12 protein-coding genes are annotated in these 14,735 nt (G+C 36.6%); 3 read left to right on the forward strand and 9 right to left on the reverse strand.

The annotated features are described in order from the left end of the window. Positions 1 to 9: 9 nt before the first annotated feature. From pgmB to O0955_RS01450, 6 genes are all read right to left on the reverse strand, one after another. On the reverse strand, positions 10 to 696 hold the full coding sequence (gene pgmB / locus O0955_RS01425) for a beta-phosphoglucomutase (RefSeq protein WP_269425744.1): 687 nt from the start codon (positions 694 to 696) through the stop codon (positions 10 to 12). 75 nt (positions 697 to 771) lie between these two features. Continuing rightward, the gene (locus O0955_RS01430) at positions 772 to 2,655 is read right to left on the reverse strand and encodes a glycoside hydrolase family 13 protein (protein ID WP_269425745.1); all 1,884 of its coding nucleotides are present in this window, start codon (positions 2,653 to 2,655) and stop codon (positions 772 to 774) included. Between the two features lie 64 nt (positions 2,656 to 2,719). Further along, positions 2,720 to 3,724, reverse strand: coding sequence for a SusE domain-containing protein (locus O0955_RS01435; protein WP_269425746.1), 1,005 nt, complete (start codon positions 3,722 to 3,724; stop codon positions 2,720 to 2,722). 18 nt (positions 3,725 to 3,742) lie between these two features. Then, on the reverse strand, positions 3,743 to 5,326 hold the full coding sequence (locus tag O0955_RS01440; protein WP_269425747.1) for a RagB/SusD family nutrient uptake outer membrane protein: 1,584 nt from the start codon (positions 5,324 to 5,326) through the stop codon (positions 3,743 to 3,745). 12 nt (positions 5,327 to 5,338) lie between these two features. Then, complete coding sequence (locus tag O0955_RS01445; RefSeq protein ID WP_269425748.1) at positions 5,339 to 8,314, reverse strand: SusC/RagA family TonB-linked outer membrane protein; 2,976 nt, start codon at positions 8,312 to 8,314, stop codon at positions 5,339 to 5,341. Between the two features lie 421 nt (positions 8,315 to 8,735). Beyond that, positions 8,736 to 9,761 (reverse strand): LacI family DNA-binding transcriptional regulator, encoded by a 1,026-nt coding sequence (locus O0955_RS01450; RefSeq protein ID WP_269425749.1) that lies wholly within the window; start codon positions 9,759 to 9,761, stop codon positions 8,736 to 8,738. 348 nt (positions 9,762 to 10,109) lie between these two features. Between O0955_RS01450 and O0955_RS01455 the strand changes: the two genes are divergently transcribed. Next, positions 10,110 to 10,469: a response regulator gene (locus O0955_RS01455; RefSeq protein ID WP_269425750.1), complete on the forward strand. Its 360-nt coding sequence runs from the start codon at positions 10,110 to 10,112 to the stop codon at positions 10,467 to 10,469. A gap of 1 nt (position 10,470) precedes the next feature. On the opposite strand, the gene O0955_RS01460 is transcribed toward O0955_RS01455, so the two are convergent. Continuing rightward, positions 10,471 to 10,827: a DUF6717 family protein gene (locus tag O0955_RS01460; RefSeq protein ID WP_269425751.1), complete on the reverse strand. Its 357-nt coding sequence runs from the start codon at positions 10,825 to 10,827 to the stop codon at positions 10,471 to 10,473. A gap of 102 nt (positions 10,828 to 10,929) precedes the next feature. On the opposite strand from O0955_RS01460, the gene dinB reads away from it, so the two are divergent. After that, positions 10,930 to 12,030 carry a DNA polymerase IV gene (gene dinB, locus O0955_RS01465; RefSeq protein ID WP_269425752.1) on the forward strand — a complete coding sequence of 367 codons (1,101 nt, stop codon included), beginning with the start codon at positions 10,930 to 10,932 and terminating at the stop codon, positions 12,028 to 12,030. Between the two features lie 18 nt (positions 12,031 to 12,048). On the opposite strand, the gene O0955_RS01470 is transcribed toward dinB, so the two are convergent. After that, a complete protein-coding gene (locus O0955_RS01470) occupies positions 12,049 to 13,572 on the reverse strand; it encodes a SulP family inorganic anion transporter (protein ID WP_269425753.1) in 1,524 nt (507 codons plus the stop codon). Positions 13,573 to 13,700: 128 nt separating this feature from the next. Further along, positions 13,701 to 13,952 (reverse strand): hypothetical protein, encoded by a 252-nt coding sequence (locus O0955_RS01475; protein ID WP_269425754.1) that lies wholly within the window; start codon positions 13,950 to 13,952, stop codon positions 13,701 to 13,703. A 280-nt stretch (positions 13,953 to 14,232) separates the two neighbouring features. Here O0955_RS01475 and O0955_RS01480 point away from each other — a divergent pair, with 280 nt between their 5' ends. Then, positions 14,233 to 14,733 (forward strand): GNAT family N-acetyltransferase, encoded by a 501-nt coding sequence (locus tag O0955_RS01480; protein ID WP_269425755.1) that lies wholly within the window; start codon positions 14,233 to 14,235, stop codon positions 14,731 to 14,733. Positions 14,734 to 14,735: the final 2 nt, after the last annotated feature.

Here is a 14,735-nt window from a genome sequence, read left to right on the forward strand (position 1 = left end):
AGACTAAATCTATAATTCCTCTAAATCTTTAACTGTTAATTTATCCAATCCGCTAACCACTACATCTGCCGATGTTAACACACTCTTTTCTCCAATACCAATGGCTTTCATTCCACCATTTCTGGCGGCTTCAACACCGGCAACAGCATCTTCAAAAACCACACATTCGCTGGCTTTAAAGCCTAAAAGTTCTGCGCCTTTTAAAAAAACCTCTGGATCAGGCTTTGATTTACTTACCATATTTCCATCTACAATTTCATCAAAGAAATGTGTCAGGTTGGTTTTTTCTAAAATGATACCCGAGTTTTTACTGGCCGATCCTAATGCAGTTTTATAACCCGCAGCTTTAATTTCGGTTAAAAAATCAACCGTTCCGGGTAAAACCTCTCCTGGCGTCATTTTAGTAATCATATCTACATACCAGGTGTTTTTTAAAGCAGCAAGTTCTTCCTTTTCGGCATCTGTTTTAGTTACATTACCCCATGTTAATATCTTATTCAAACTTTCAACGCGGCTTACTCCTTTTAGCTGCTCGTTTTGTTCTTCAGTAAAATCGAAACCCATGGTATTGGCCAAACGTTTCCATGCTTTATAATGGTAAACCGCGGTATCAACCAATACGCCATCCAAATCAAACAGACACGCTTTTATTTTAGTCTGAATTTGTGCGTTTGAAGTCGTGAGTCTTTCTTCCATCTTTATTTTAATTTCTTAGTAACAGGCAGTGAGTATCAAGGCACACCACCGTACTTTTAGCTTTAGTCTTTTTGTTTAATTTAATTCCAGCACTAAGGTTGTTTTAGCCGGAATCTTAATTTCTTTTAAGTTTATGTTGTCGCCTGTAATTACATTCTTTGCAGTTGTAAGGCCTTTAATTCTTTCTGAAAATCTATCTGTTGTTAAGCTTTTCTCTTTTTCTGTAGGGTTTACAATGACCATAACTGTTCCTTTTGCCTGATTATTATAACGGAAATAGACATAAACATCATTTTGAGGAACATATTGCATTAATTTGCCATTTTGCAGCGCAGCACTGGATTTACGAAAATTAGCTAAGGTTTTTACGAATGTAAAGGCTTCATTTTCTTTATTAGTTCTGCCATTGGCGATGAATTTATTTTCTTTATCACCATTCCATCCACCCGGAAAATCAGAACGGATTAAACCATCAGGATTTGAAAAGTTTTTCATTAAGATTTCTGTTCCATAATACATTTGAGGTACACCACGCATGGTTAGTAAAATGGCCATTCCTTCTTTATATTTATCAAAATCTTCATTCACCATAGAGTAAAAACGACTCATATCGTGATTATCTAAAAAAATGCAATTGGCATTCGGGTTTTTATAAAGAAAATCCTGAGCTAAGGTTGCATACAAACGGTTTATACCATCTGTCCAGCCCGATTTTCCATTTAATCCTTCGTAAATAGCATCTTTTAAAACGGCATCAGTTATTCCTTGTAAATGTGTATCAAAACCTCTGTTAACGGTGTTTCCGCTAGTAAAAAACGCCTGGCTGGCAACTGAAGAAACCAAAGTTTCGCCAAATACAGATAAGTTTGGAAATTCTGCATGAATTTTAATGGCCCAATCGGCCATATAAGCCGGATCGTTGTAAGGATAAGTATCCAAACGTAAACCATCAATTCCGGCATACTCAATCCACCAAATGTGGTTTTGAGTTAAATAATTTTGAACGTAAGGGTTGGTTTGATTTAAATCGGGCATTGAGGGCACAAACCAGCCATCAAGCATTTGTTTTTTATCTGCTGCAGAAGCATGCGGATCCATTACCGGTTGATCGCGGTAACTGGTTTGCGTATATTTTGGCCACTGATTTAACCAGTTTTTCATTGGTAAATCTTTATAAAACCAATGTCCGGTGCCAATGTGGTTATGCACCACATCTTTAATCACTTTAAGGCCCTTTGCATGGCAAGTCTCTACATATTGTTTATAAAGTTCGTTGCTGCCATAACGCGGATCAATTTTATAATGATCTGTTGCCGCATAACCATGATAAGATGCATGAGGCATATCGTTTTCAATTTCGGGTGTCATCCAAACGGTGGTAACCCCTAAATCTTTTAAATAATCCAAGTGGTTGATAACGCCCTGAATGTCGCCTCCGTGACGGTAATACATACTATCGCGATTTAAGGCTGTTTCTGTTAATCCTTTTATCACATCGTTGTTTTTATCGCCGTTAGAAAAACGATCGGGCATTAACAGGTAAATAAAATCTTTATTGGTAACGCCTTGTATGCGTCCTTTACTTTGATCACGATTTTTTAGTTCGTAGGTATACGTTTGTTTTGCTCCGTTTAACGAAAAGCTGATCGGGAATTTTCCTGCTTTTGCAGAAGGTGAAATTTCTAAGTCTAAAAACAGGTAATTCGGATTTTCTACTTTATTAACTTTAACCAGTTTTACACCAGGATAAGTTAAAGCAACTGAACTTGCAGCGATATGATCGCCATGCACCAGCAATTGTAACTTTGGATTGTGCATTCCTGTAAACCAGAACATCGGTTCGATACGTTCTAATTTTTGGGCGAAGAGGTTTATACTCGTTAATACTGCAACGGATAAGAGGAGTATTTTTTTTAGTCCTGCGGAGGATAAAAGAAAAAAAGTATGGGATCTGATCATGCTTGAGGCTAAGGATTGTAAAAACCCTGCAAAGCACAACGTTTTGCAGGGTAGTAAAAGTTGATTATAATTTGGTCATGGTATAAGAACCGGTTTTACCATCGGCATTAACGGTTAAAACCAATTTGTAATTTCCTGCAGAGGTAACATTGATATCACCGCCGTTATCGCCAATATTGGTTCCCCAATCATGGTTTTTTCTGAATTTAAAAGCACCAGCTGTTAAAGCAACTGTAGTTGTCCAGGTGTTATTACCATCATTTGTAGCTTTTAAGTCAGTATCTACCGACCAGTTACTTCCAGGTATAGCGTTGCCAATAATTGACCAGTAATCTGCATCAGCAATTGTATAAACAAAGCTGTTTAAATCAACTGTAAGTAATTTAAAACCAGCTGAAACAGAGTTTATATCGCCACCAGAGGCACTTAATTTGCCACCACCAGCATCACCATATGCTAAATCCCATTTTTTAGCAGGGGTAATTTTAAAGTTACTACCATCAAATTTAATAATGCCTGAATAAACTCCATTACCCGTAACAGATACTAAACTATCAGCTGTTGCCGGGTTCCAACCCTGATAATTGCCTGGAACATATACCCAAGCTGTTAAAGGGAAAGGTTTTGCGCTAACGGTTACTACATTACTATAAACCGGAGCAACAGCGTTAGAAATAGAAGACTTCAAACGGATTTCTACTTCAGATGTAGCCGTTGTTGACAAGCCTAATGCAAGAAGCAGGTTATTAAAATCTAAACCATTATAGCTTTTTGAAGTCACATTAACATCAAGTGGCGCTTCTTTTGGCTTAGCAAAATTAGTACCCTTTGGCGCTAATTGTAAAACATTGCTAACAGCTGCATTGTAACCAAAATTTGCATTTGTTGTTGTAAACGTAATTACGTTAGTGGTAAGTACAGTTTTATCTAAAGTTACACTAGTTGCCGAAGCTTTCAAAGAACCTCCAGTACCAGTATTTGCAATAGTTTGAGTTTCGTCTTTTTTACAAGACCATAGCGATAAAGCAATAAAGCTTAATGCTAAGAATTTATAAAATGTTGATTTCATATCTTATAATAATTAAGATTAATAACCTGTATTTTGCTTCAAATTCTGGTTAGCAATTAAATCTGCAGCCGGAATTGGATATAAATTGCGGTATTCAGGAACACTTGCGCCTGCTTTAACACCGCCTTTAAACGGCCACAGATATGTTGAGCCAGTGAATTTACCATAGCGAATTAAATCTGTACGACGATGACCTTCCCAATATAATTCTCTACCACGCTCATCCAGGAAGAAATCTGTACTTAGTGTAGAAACGTTACCAGAGGTATTACCGTAAGCACGTTGGCGTAAAGCATTTACATAAAGTAAGGCTTGACTTGTACTGCCACCAGAACCACCACGCATTACCGCCTCTCCATAAATTAAATATTGCTCGGCTAAACGGAAGATTGCAAAATCCAAAGAGCTATATGTGCCACCTAATGAAGCAGGTGTTACGCCTGTAGAAGTTACATTTTTGAATTTGGTTACACGTAAGCCATCTGTAAATACACCTATGTCATCAACATTCGCTTTTGCACCAAAGAAAACACCACGTTTATCCAATGCACCTGTTGCATCAGGAAACAATGCCGGCAAATTTTGACGGGTTCTGTTACCACCCCAACCGCCTGATGGTACACCGTAAGATGCTGGAACCATATCTGCATTAATAGCTGCATTAATTAAGTATGTTGTTCCACCATTGTTTGTTCCATTTACGCCATCATAGTTGATCGTTAAGATATTCTCAGCATTGTTAACATTGTTATCAGCTAAGAACAAATCTTTGTAATTTGTTTTTAATGCATAACTGGCTCCAATAACTTTACTTGAATAAGTAATCGCTTCGGTGTATTTTGCTGTACCTGTATAAACTTGTGCATTTAAATACAACCTGGCTAACAATGCCCAATCTGCACCTTTATCGGCACGGCCATATTCATTTGTACGTGCATCAGCTAAATCGCCTTCGATTGCCTTCAGTTCTGATTCTACATAACTGAATAATGCGGCTCTTGTAATTTGTTTTGGCGCTACTTTACCTATCGCATCTTCTTCAGTAACAAATGGTGGGTTGCCAAAGGCATCCATCAATACCCAATATTGGTATGCACGTAAGAAACGGGCTTCAGCACGGTATTTTGTAATTGCTGAAGCATCAACTCCTGTAATATTACGGCTTGCTAGTTTATCGGGCGTACTTTCGCGAAGAAACTCATTAGCTACTGTGATTTGCAGAATACTTCTTGAATATAGACCTCTCAAAAATTGATTGTCAACGGACCATGTTGAATAGTCCAATTCAGGAATACCTGTATCGCCCCAAGAACACACTGCCTCATCTGTGGTTAATTCCTGTGACATCCAGAATAATCTTAAAAAATCTGCAAAACCTGAGTTCAGCCCACCTACATCACTTCCATCGGCACCCTGAGGACTTGTTAAACCATAAGTTGCATATAATTTTACCAAAGCGGCTTTATAACCTGCAGGTGTAGCATAGACTGTAGTTGCAGTTACATCATTTGTTGGAGTTAAATCTAAATCTCCTTTTTTACATGAATTTAATGACAACAACAAAAATCCTGTTGCCAATATCGTTTTAAATGAATTTCTCATCTCTATTTCTTATTAAAAACCAACATTTAAACCTAAAGTATATGTTCTTGGTCTAGGGTATAAATTATAGTCAATACCTGTAATTAATTCAGGATCCAGACCTTTATATTTAGATACTACGAAAACATTTTGGCAGTTCGCTGAAATACGCATAGTTGTATTGCCTGTTTTAGATAATTTACCGAAATTATATGATAAGCCAACATTATCCATTTTCAAGAATGACGCGTTTTTCATATAATAATCACTCATATATTGATTTGTCTGGAAATTCGTATTCAAGAAATCTGAACTTGCGTTGTTAATTAAACCACTAGGGCTTAAGATATTTGATCTAACTCCAAAGTTTGATGAAACATTATCATAAACGTAGTTACCTAAGTTAGCTCTTAACACCGTTGTTGCAGTCCATTTTTTATAAGTAAACGAAGTGTTGAAACCAAATGTAAAGTTTGGATCTGGAGATTTATAGAAATACTGATCGCCTGTATTGATTACACCATCACCATTCAAATCTTCATATACACCCTCTAAAGGAGCGCCACTTGCATTATAAACTTGTTTGTAAACGAAGAATGAACCTGGCATTTGGTTAACTGCATTATACTTTAGTGTTACACCAGTTCCACCAGCTATATCTCCCGCTCCTACTTTTGATCCTGGATCAGGGTTTAAGGTTAAATTGGTCACTTTTCTTTTATTATAGGCAGCATTGAATCCAAAATCCCAGGTAATATTATCATTTTGGATGGCTACAAAGTTTAAACTTGCCTCTGCACCTTTAACTTCCATATTACCAACATTAGTAGTTAATAGATTGCTAAAATTTGTTCCTACCGGAATATTAATGGTACTCAACAAGTCTTTTGTCTTTTTGTAATAAACATCAATGCTACCATACAGTCTTCCTTTTAAGAAACCATAATCTAAACCAGCATTATAAGTAGTGGTTGTTTCCCATTTTAGATCAGGATCATAGGCTGCCGGACTATAATAGTTGTAGAAAGTATTTCCAACCTGATACTGACCTTGATTTGTATTAGCATAATATTTCGCTAAATAATCGTAGTTGCCAATCCCGTCCTTGTTACCCGTTTCGCCATAGCTTAATCTCAATTTCAAATCAGATACAACTTTGCTGTCTTTTAAAAATTCTTCACCAATTACTCTCCAGGTAAAAGCTGCAGATGGGAAATATCCCCAACGATTCTCCGCAGCGAATTTAGAAGAGGCATCAGCACGCATTGTTCCTGACAAGATATATTTATCAGCAAGGGTATAGGTAAACCTTCCATAATAAGAAAGCAGTTTATTGCGATCAACAGAGAAAGGAAAAACCGGAGTTGTTAAAAGCTGACCTAAACCATTGTATGATTTGTAGTTATAATTTGTTACCGCATCATCATAATAACCATAACCAGCAGTAACATCAAATCTACTCTTAATACTTTCCACAGTATGTGCATAGTTTAAATAAAACTCAGAGAACTTATTAACTTCTGTATTTAATCTACTTGTAGCTGAACCAAAATTAGAGGCACTTTGAGCAGCGAATGAAGGGACAAATGTAGATCCATGGCCTTTAGACACATCATAGCCTAGGTTTAAATTAGCATGTAACTCTGGCAGAAAATGAAAAGAATAGTCAAATTTAGCGTTACCAAAACTTCTTGCAGCATTACCGTGGTTATCCTGCAATCTGATTAATGCAACCGGATTTTTTGGTGCATTCGGATTTAAACTTTTATCGGCTCTTAACCACTCATAGTACCCACCAAAAGTAGCTGGTCCTTGAACAGCTTGAGTTGGATCGAATTGAATAGCACTACCAATTGCACCATCATTTGGGTATTGTGAAGTAGTTAACGCCCCTTTCAAGTTCAAATCAATCTTTAAATGATCTTTAAATAATCTTGGAGAAAGTGTAATTGCACCTGTTGCTCTTTTTAATTTACTTTGGATAACAACACCATCCTGATCTAAATAACCTGCAGATACGCGATAAGGAAGACCTTTGAAAGTACCGGCTATACTTAAGTTATTATCAGTTGAGAAAGCATTTCTATAAATTTCGTCTTGCCAATCCGTATTTGCACCACCTAATATTGATTTGAATGATTTTCCATCATCATATGTAATTTCCGGATGTGCATTCACATAATCTCTAATTTGAGCTGCCGAAAGTACGTCGACTTTCTTTGCAACTGTTGCTATTGAGTTGCTTGTACTAAAAGTAATTCTAGGCGCCCCTGAACTACCTTTTTTAGTGGTAATTAAGATTACACCATTTGAGGCTCTTGAGCCATAAATTGCAGTTGCATTTGCATCTTTTAAAACAGTAAAAGTTTCAATATCGTTAGGGTTAATTAACGAAAGCGGGCTCGGCGCATTACCGATGCTGTTTCCACTAAAAGGAACTCCGTCTACCACAATTAGAGGATCATTACTGGCATTTAATGAAGCTCCGCCACGAATACGGATTGTACTACCGCCACCTGGAGAACCACCCCCGGACGTAATATTAACCCCTGCAACTTTACCTTGAATTAATTGCTCAGGTGTGGTAATTGTACCCTTCTGAAAATCTTTTGCACTCACTGTGCTGATAGATCCCGTTAAGTTTTTCTTTTCTGCAGTACCGTAACCAATTACAACAACTTCGTTTAGTTTTTGTGCATCAGGCACCAATTGAAAACTTACTGTTGCATTTGCAGTAACGTTTACCGGCTTTTCTAAAGTTTGGTAACCGATAAAACTAACAGATAATGTTGCGGAACCATTCGTTAATCCGCTTAATTTAAAATTACCGTTTACATCAGTTGATGTACTTCTGGTTGTTCCTTTAACTAAAATGGAAGCCCCAGGTAAGGGTTGGCCGGTTTCATCAAGCACCTTTCCGGAAACAGATCCGGTTTGTGCTTTTACGATTAATGCTGCAAAAACTAACAGCACTAAAAGCCCCTGCTTTAACAGGTAAAATACTTTCATATTCGAAGCTAGTTTAGTGATATAAATTTGGTTAAATAGTATAGTGATTTACACATAGCCCTAATTTACAGCACTTAATGAGAATTCAAAATTTATTTAAAAAATATATTCAGCACTCAAAAATGATGCTTTAATTTTTATAAGAATCCTGCATTTTTGTTAAAATTGTTTTTTCAAAATAATAAAAAAATAATTCATAATATATTGATATTAAGTGATTTAAAAATGTTAAAATTAAAATTCAAGTGTATTTTTTACACTAAGCCATTTTTTTAGTGTTTTTCGGGAACGTTCCCGAAAAAATAGAGGCAAAACTGAAGTAGTTTTCGGGAACGTTCCCGAAAATTAGATCAAATTCTGCTTATTTTACACTAAGCTTCGAAATTTCTTAAAAAAATAAAGGCAAAAAAAGAGCTGTTTTTTAGTGTGTTTTTATGGCTGCAGAAGTCGAATTTCTGATGATAATTTTCGACTCTAAAATCACTTCTTCCGGTTGATTTTCATCTGTTTTATTATCCAACATTTTAAACAGTAAACCTGCTGCCTGCTCCCCTATCTCAGTGGCGGGCTGCGTAATTGTAGTTAACGATGGATTGAGCAAGGGAGCAATTTCCAAACTGGAAAAACTAATCACTTTTAAATCTCCGGGAATAGAAATATTTAAATCGTAACAGGCATAGTATGTGGCAAAGGCCAAACGCTCTACTGATGTAAATACGCCATCTGGTTTTAATTGAGTTAAAGCTTGTTTTATAGTAATGCTATTCTCTTCATAACTGTTACTGCAATCTACAATCAAACTCTCTTCATATTGGATACCATGTTTTCCCAAAGCATCAATATATCCCTGCATACGCGTTTTACCAATAGAGAGGCTTTTATTAACCACCAGATAAGCAATGCGTTTACAACCCTGCTCTATTAAATGCTCAGTTGCTAAAAAACTACTGTTATAATCGTTTGTAATTACCCTTGATGTTTCAATATCTTCATAAATCCTATCAAAAAACACCAGCGGTAATCTTTTTGGCCCAAATTTATTCAGATAATTATGATCATTTCCTTCGCCAGAAACGGACATAATAATACCATCTGCCCGGCCATTGTGTAAGTGACGGATAAAATTTACTTCTTTTTTATATTCATCATCCGTTACATAGATTAAAATATGATAACCGTTTTCTCTGGCTACCCTTTCAATACCATGAATGGCCTGCGAGAAATAATTATTTGCTAATTCGGGTACAATTACGGCAATGGTTTTACTTTTTTGCTCTCTTAAATTGCTTGCGTAATGGTTAGGCTGATAGTTTAATTCTTTAGCTTTAGCCAGGATACGTTCTTTTGTAGCGATACTAATGTCACTGTTATCCCTGAAAGCTCTGGAAATTGTAGAAGTCGATAATTTTAAGGCCTGGGCTAATTTCTTAATATTAATGCTATCCATCTGGGCTATTAAACCTAATTAACATGAAAATAATGCTGTAAATATAAACTTTAAAAATGCTAAATGAAGTTTCCAATTTTTAATTGTAAAATTTATAAAACAATTTTACCCTAAACCTTATTATAACAGAAACTATATAAAACGGATCATTATTGAGAAACGGCTACACATTTCTTTCAAGACAGTCAATCGGTTAATGCCTTAAATGGTAATCATCTGGGTTTATAGTAAAAAAATAATAGACTCTTTTTTAACTTAAACATTAAAAAAGTATTAAATAATTATACAATAATTTTATCATATTTGGTTTTGCAGCTACAAAACTAAACAGATAGTACAGATAAACCGATGGAAAATAAAAAAATACTCATCGCAGATGATGACGAGGGGATTGTTGATGCGGTAACGATGATATTAGAAGTAATGGGTTATGAGGTAGAACATACTTATGATGGCGGAACTGTTATTGATGCAGTTAAAAGCAAACCAGATCTTATTATGCTTGACATTTGGATGTCTGGTCACGACGGAAGGGATATTTGTAAGGCCCTGAAAAATAATCCTGATTATAAAGAAATTCCAATTTTGATGATCTCAGCAAGCAGAGACATTAAACAATCAGCGCTTGATGCAGGTGCTAACGATTTTATGGAAAAACCTTTCGAAATGGATTCTCTTTTAAATAAGGTAAACTTACTTTTGAATTAGCTTACAAAGCCACTTCTTTAAAATAAATGGTTTGAGGCAATTGTTTAAAAACAAATTCCGTCACCTCACAAAGCCAAAGTTTGTGATTTTTCCATTCGCCTTTAAAACGCTCTAAAATATAGTCACCGCCCCCACCCAAATTAGCTTCACGGATATATATCAGATTTAAAATTTCTGCATCTTCCATAGGGCCGTCGGCCATAATTAGTTTGCATTCGCTGGCAGATGCGGCTATCCATTCCAATAATTCATCAGCACCTTCAACCATTTGCAAATCGGCAATATCACCACTCCATTCAGGTATATCTGCGTACCACTCTCCTTTTGCATTTTTATAAAACCGGATTGTTCTTTCCATATTTTGTAAAGAAAAAAAATCCATTTCAATAATCCTTATAAAATCATCAATTTTATAGATGACCTTTGTTTAATTTATCACTTACTTTGGTTGTATAAATAAATGTCTGAAGAAACTCCACTGGTTTTAAGAAAAATTATTCACATTGATATGGATGCCTTTTATGCATCGGTAGAGCAACGTGATTTTCCTGAATACCGTGGAAAACCTTTGGTAGTTGGAGGAAAACCAGACAGCCGCGGTGTGGTATCGACGGCCAGTTACGAAGCCAGAAAATTCGGAATCCGATCGGCAATGCCGGCCAGCAAGGCCTACCAATTATGCCCGACTGCTATTTTTGTCTATCCTAGATTTGATGCTTACACTGCCGCTTCAAAAAGCATTCGGGAGATATTTAGCCGTTACACTGATTTAATTGAACCTTTATCCTTGGATGAGGCCTATCTGGACGTTACCGAAGATAAATTAAACATTGGCTCGGCCATTGATATTGCCAAATCGATTAAAGATGCCATAAAAAACGAACTTAATTTAACTGCCTCTGCGGGTGTGTCAGTTAATAAATTTGTCGCCAAAATTGCGTCCGATATGAATAAACCGGATGGCTTAACTTTTATTGGTCCGTCAAAAATAGAACGCTTTATGGAGAAATTGCCTGTAGAAAAATTCTTTGGTGTGGGCAAAGTAACAGCAGCTAAAATGAAGGCGATGCAAATTAATACCGGGGCCGATTTAAAGAAATTAACAGAGCAGCAACTCATTGCACAGTTCGGTAAGTCAGGCAAGTTTTATTATAAAGTAGTGCGTGGCATTGATGAGCGTCCCGTAAGGCCAGACCGTGAAACCAAATCGGTTGGGGCTGAAGATACATTTTCAGCAGATACCAACGAAACTTCGGTAATGCATGGCTTGTTGCTTCAGATAAGTGAGATTGTAAGCAAACGACTGGAAAAATATCAGCTTAAAGGTAAAACGCTGACGCTAAAAATAAAATTTGCTGATTTCAAAATCATCACCCGCAGCCGATCGTTTGCCATTGCTTTTAACGATGCTAAACAGATTTATAGTGAAGCCATTAAGTTATTAAACGAGGCTGATATCGGTCGCACTGAAGTACGTTTGCTCGGTATTACACTTTCACGCTTTTATGAAGAAATAGCCGAAGATAAAATAGAAAACAACCAACTGGAATTTGATTTTTAACATCAGCTAAATAATCCTTTAAATCCGGTAAGTAGGATCTTCCATAATATTAACATCGATTACATCGCCGGCATTTTTCAATAAAAGCCTGCAATCTTCACTTAAATGTTTTAAATGAAGTTTTTTGCCCGCTTTAGCATATCTTTCCGTTAGTTTATTTACGGCATCAATGCCCGACATATCATAAATCCTGCTTCTTTTAAAATCTACCATTACAGTATCAGGATCTGCAGCCAGGTCAAATTCTTCATTAAAAGCCGTAACGGAGCCAAAAAATAAAGGGCCAAAGATTTCGTAATGTTTTATACCTTCCGTATCGATATATTTTTTTGCCCTGATGCGCTTTGCACTTTCCCATGCAAAAACCAATGCAGAAAGAATTACTCCAATTAACACTGCTAAAGCTAAATTATGAAGCCAAATGGTAATTGCCGCAACTAATATCCCTACCAATACATCCTGTTTAGGCATTTTGTTAATCACCCTAAAACTCATCCATTCAAAGGTACCAATGGCTACCATGGCCATTACGCCCACTAAAGCGGCCATTGGCACACGTTCTATTATTGGAGCACCAATTAAAATAATTAACAAAATGGTTAATGCCGCTATAATTCCGGATAACCTGGCTCTTGCTCCTGCAGATAAATTAACAAGGGTTTGAGCAATCATCGGGCAACCGCCCATTCCGGTGAAAAAACCATTCAAAATATTGGCTGTTCCCTGTGCAATACTTTCCCTGTTTCCATTTCCCTTGGTTTGGGTAATTTCATCAACCAGATTTAAGGTTAATAATCCCTCTGTTAAACCTACGCCAGCCATAATCAAAGAATAAGGTAAAATAATTTTAAGGGTATCCAGATTAAAGTGAATAGCAGGAATATGAAAGGGAGGAAAGCCACCACTGACTGAAGCGATATCCTTAACCAGTTTAGTGTGAATTCCAAAGCCTAAAACAATAAGAAAAACTATAATAATGGCCACCAATGATGCTGGAACAGCCTTTGTTATTTTAGACCAGATAATTACGATGGCAATGGTTAGCGCAACTAAACCAAGCATAATTAAAAATGGCGATCCGTTCATCCAGGTTACCTGGCCATTAACAACTGTTTTAAACTGCTCCAGTTGCGACATAAAAATAACAACTGCCAAACCATTAACAAAGCCGAACATAACAGGTTGAGGAACGAGTCGGATAAATTTTCCCAATTTAAACAATCCCACTAAAATCTGGAAAATACCTGCTAAAGCCACTGCAGCAAATACATATTCAATGCCCTGCGTTTTCATTAAAGCAATCAGTACAATTACTGTTGCACCCGCACCACCCGAAACCATACCCGGTCTTCCACCTAAAACGGCCGTAACCAAACCCATTATAAAAGCAGCATACAAACCCGTAAGCGGTGGAAATCCGGCTAAAATGGCAAACGATAATGATTCAGGAATCATGGTCATTGCCACCGTCAACCCAGCTAAAACCTCGGTTTTATAGTTTATCTTTTTCGAAAAATCGAAGATTTGTAAGTATGGTTTCATTAAGGAATAAAAAGCGTAATGATAATCTTATACAGGTTATTCAGCACAAAGGTATTAAAGAAAGCGCTAAGAAATCTAAATGTCAGAAGTTTCCATTTTATCCCTAAAATAAATAGCTGTTTTTCTGATTAACCATGTACCAAACTATAAATTTGCTGCATGTAAACGGCTTCTTGTATCGCTGCAAAAAAGATTTCCCACTCGTCACGGGTAAACACCAAACTAATATCAGGAAATGGTGTAGAAAGGATCACAATTTCATCTCCATTAGGAGCTGTTTCTAAATAATCGTCAAAATTGAGTTTCCGGGTGGCCTGGTTAAAAGTATCAAACTGGCTAAAAGAGAAATTCATAAGTACACCTGCACGCCAAATGTTCAATACTTTACAATTGCGGCATTCCGTGTGATGGAAATATTTCCTTTTTGAACAAGAATGGTTGTATTACACATAGGCTATGTCTTAATCTTTGAGATTAAGGCAAATATCACATTATTTAGAATAATTCCAAATAATATTTAAAATTAATCCTTTCATCCGTATTGCTTTAAAAAACTTTAATGCTTTTGAAAGGTTTTCAACTGCTCACTTTTACATCATTTTGAAATCCGGATGACCTGTTTTACGCTTTGATTTTCTCTATTCTGTTATCTTTGCCCCTATGATCATAAGAATAGCCATAAGCGAGGATATACCCAACATTATGCAGCTTGTAAGCAAGGTAATTCCGCTGATGCGTGCTGCAGGAAATTTTCAATGGGGAGATGATTATCCAAATCCGGAAGTATTTGCCAGCGATATTTCTATCGGCCAGTTATGGGTAGCAGAAATAGCAAATGTGGTTGTTGGCGTTTCTGCAATTACAACAGATCAGGATCCTGAATATGCGGATGCGGGCTGGAACATAAATGAGAAGGCCATTGTTACGCATCGTTTAGCTGTTGATCCGGATCAACAGGGCAAAGGTATTGCCAGGGGTTTAATGGAACAGGCAGAAGTTGTAGCAAAAGCCTGTGGTATTAACATTTTAAGAGTGGATACCAATAGTGAAAATATGGCAACTCAGGCCCTTTTTCCAAAACTTGGTTATCAGTTTAGTGGCGAAATTACACTTGCTAAACGCCCCGGACTCCGTTTTTTTTGCTACCAAAAATTATTGTAAAA

The organism is Pedobacter punctiformis (assembly GCF_027213715.1).
Classification (GTDB): Bacteria; Bacteroidota; Bacteroidia; order Sphingobacteriales; family Sphingobacteriaceae; genus Pedobacter; species Pedobacter punctiformis.

Excerpts from the sequence above, each read along its gene's own strand:
- O0955_RS01470 (WP_269425753.1), bottom strand. The coding sequence starts at position 13,572 with ATGAAACCATACTTACAAATCTTCGATTTTTCGAAAAAGATAAACTAT.
- pgmB (WP_269425744.1), bottom strand. The coding sequence starts at position 696 with ATGGAAGAAAGACTCACGACTTCAAACGCACAAATTCAGACTAAAATA.
- O0955_RS01460 (WP_269425751.1), bottom strand. The coding sequence starts at position 10,827 with ATGGAAAGAACAATCCGGTTTTATAAAAATGCAAAAGGAGAGTGGTAC.
- O0955_RS01480 (WP_269425755.1), top strand. The coding sequence starts at position 14,233 with ATGATCATAAGAATAGCCATAAGCGAGGATATACCCAACATTATGCAG.
- O0955_RS01450 (WP_269425749.1), bottom strand. The coding sequence starts at position 9,761 with ATGGATAGCATTAATATTAAGAAATTAGCCCAGGCCTTAAAATTATCG.
- O0955_RS01435 (WP_269425746.1), bottom strand. The coding sequence starts at position 3,724 with ATGAAATCAACATTTTATAAATTCTTAGCATTAAGCTTTATTGCTTTA.
- dinB (WP_269425752.1), top strand. The coding sequence starts at position 10,930 with ATGTCTGAAGAAACTCCACTGGTTTTAAGAAAAATTATTCACATTGAT.
- O0955_RS01440 (WP_269425747.1), bottom strand. The coding sequence starts at position 5,326 with ATGAGAAATTCATTTAAAACGATATTGGCAACAGGATTTTTGTTGTTG.
- O0955_RS01445 (WP_269425748.1), bottom strand. The coding sequence starts at position 8,314 with ATGAAAGTATTTTACCTGTTAAAGCAGGGGCTTTTAGTGCTGTTAGTT.
- O0955_RS01455 (WP_269425750.1), top strand. The coding sequence starts at position 10,110 with ATGGAAAATAAAAAAATACTCATCGCAGATGATGACGAGGGGATTGTT.
- O0955_RS01430 (WP_269425745.1), bottom strand. The coding sequence starts at position 2,655 with ATGATCAGATCCCATACTTTTTTTCTTTTATCCTCCGCAGGACTAAAA.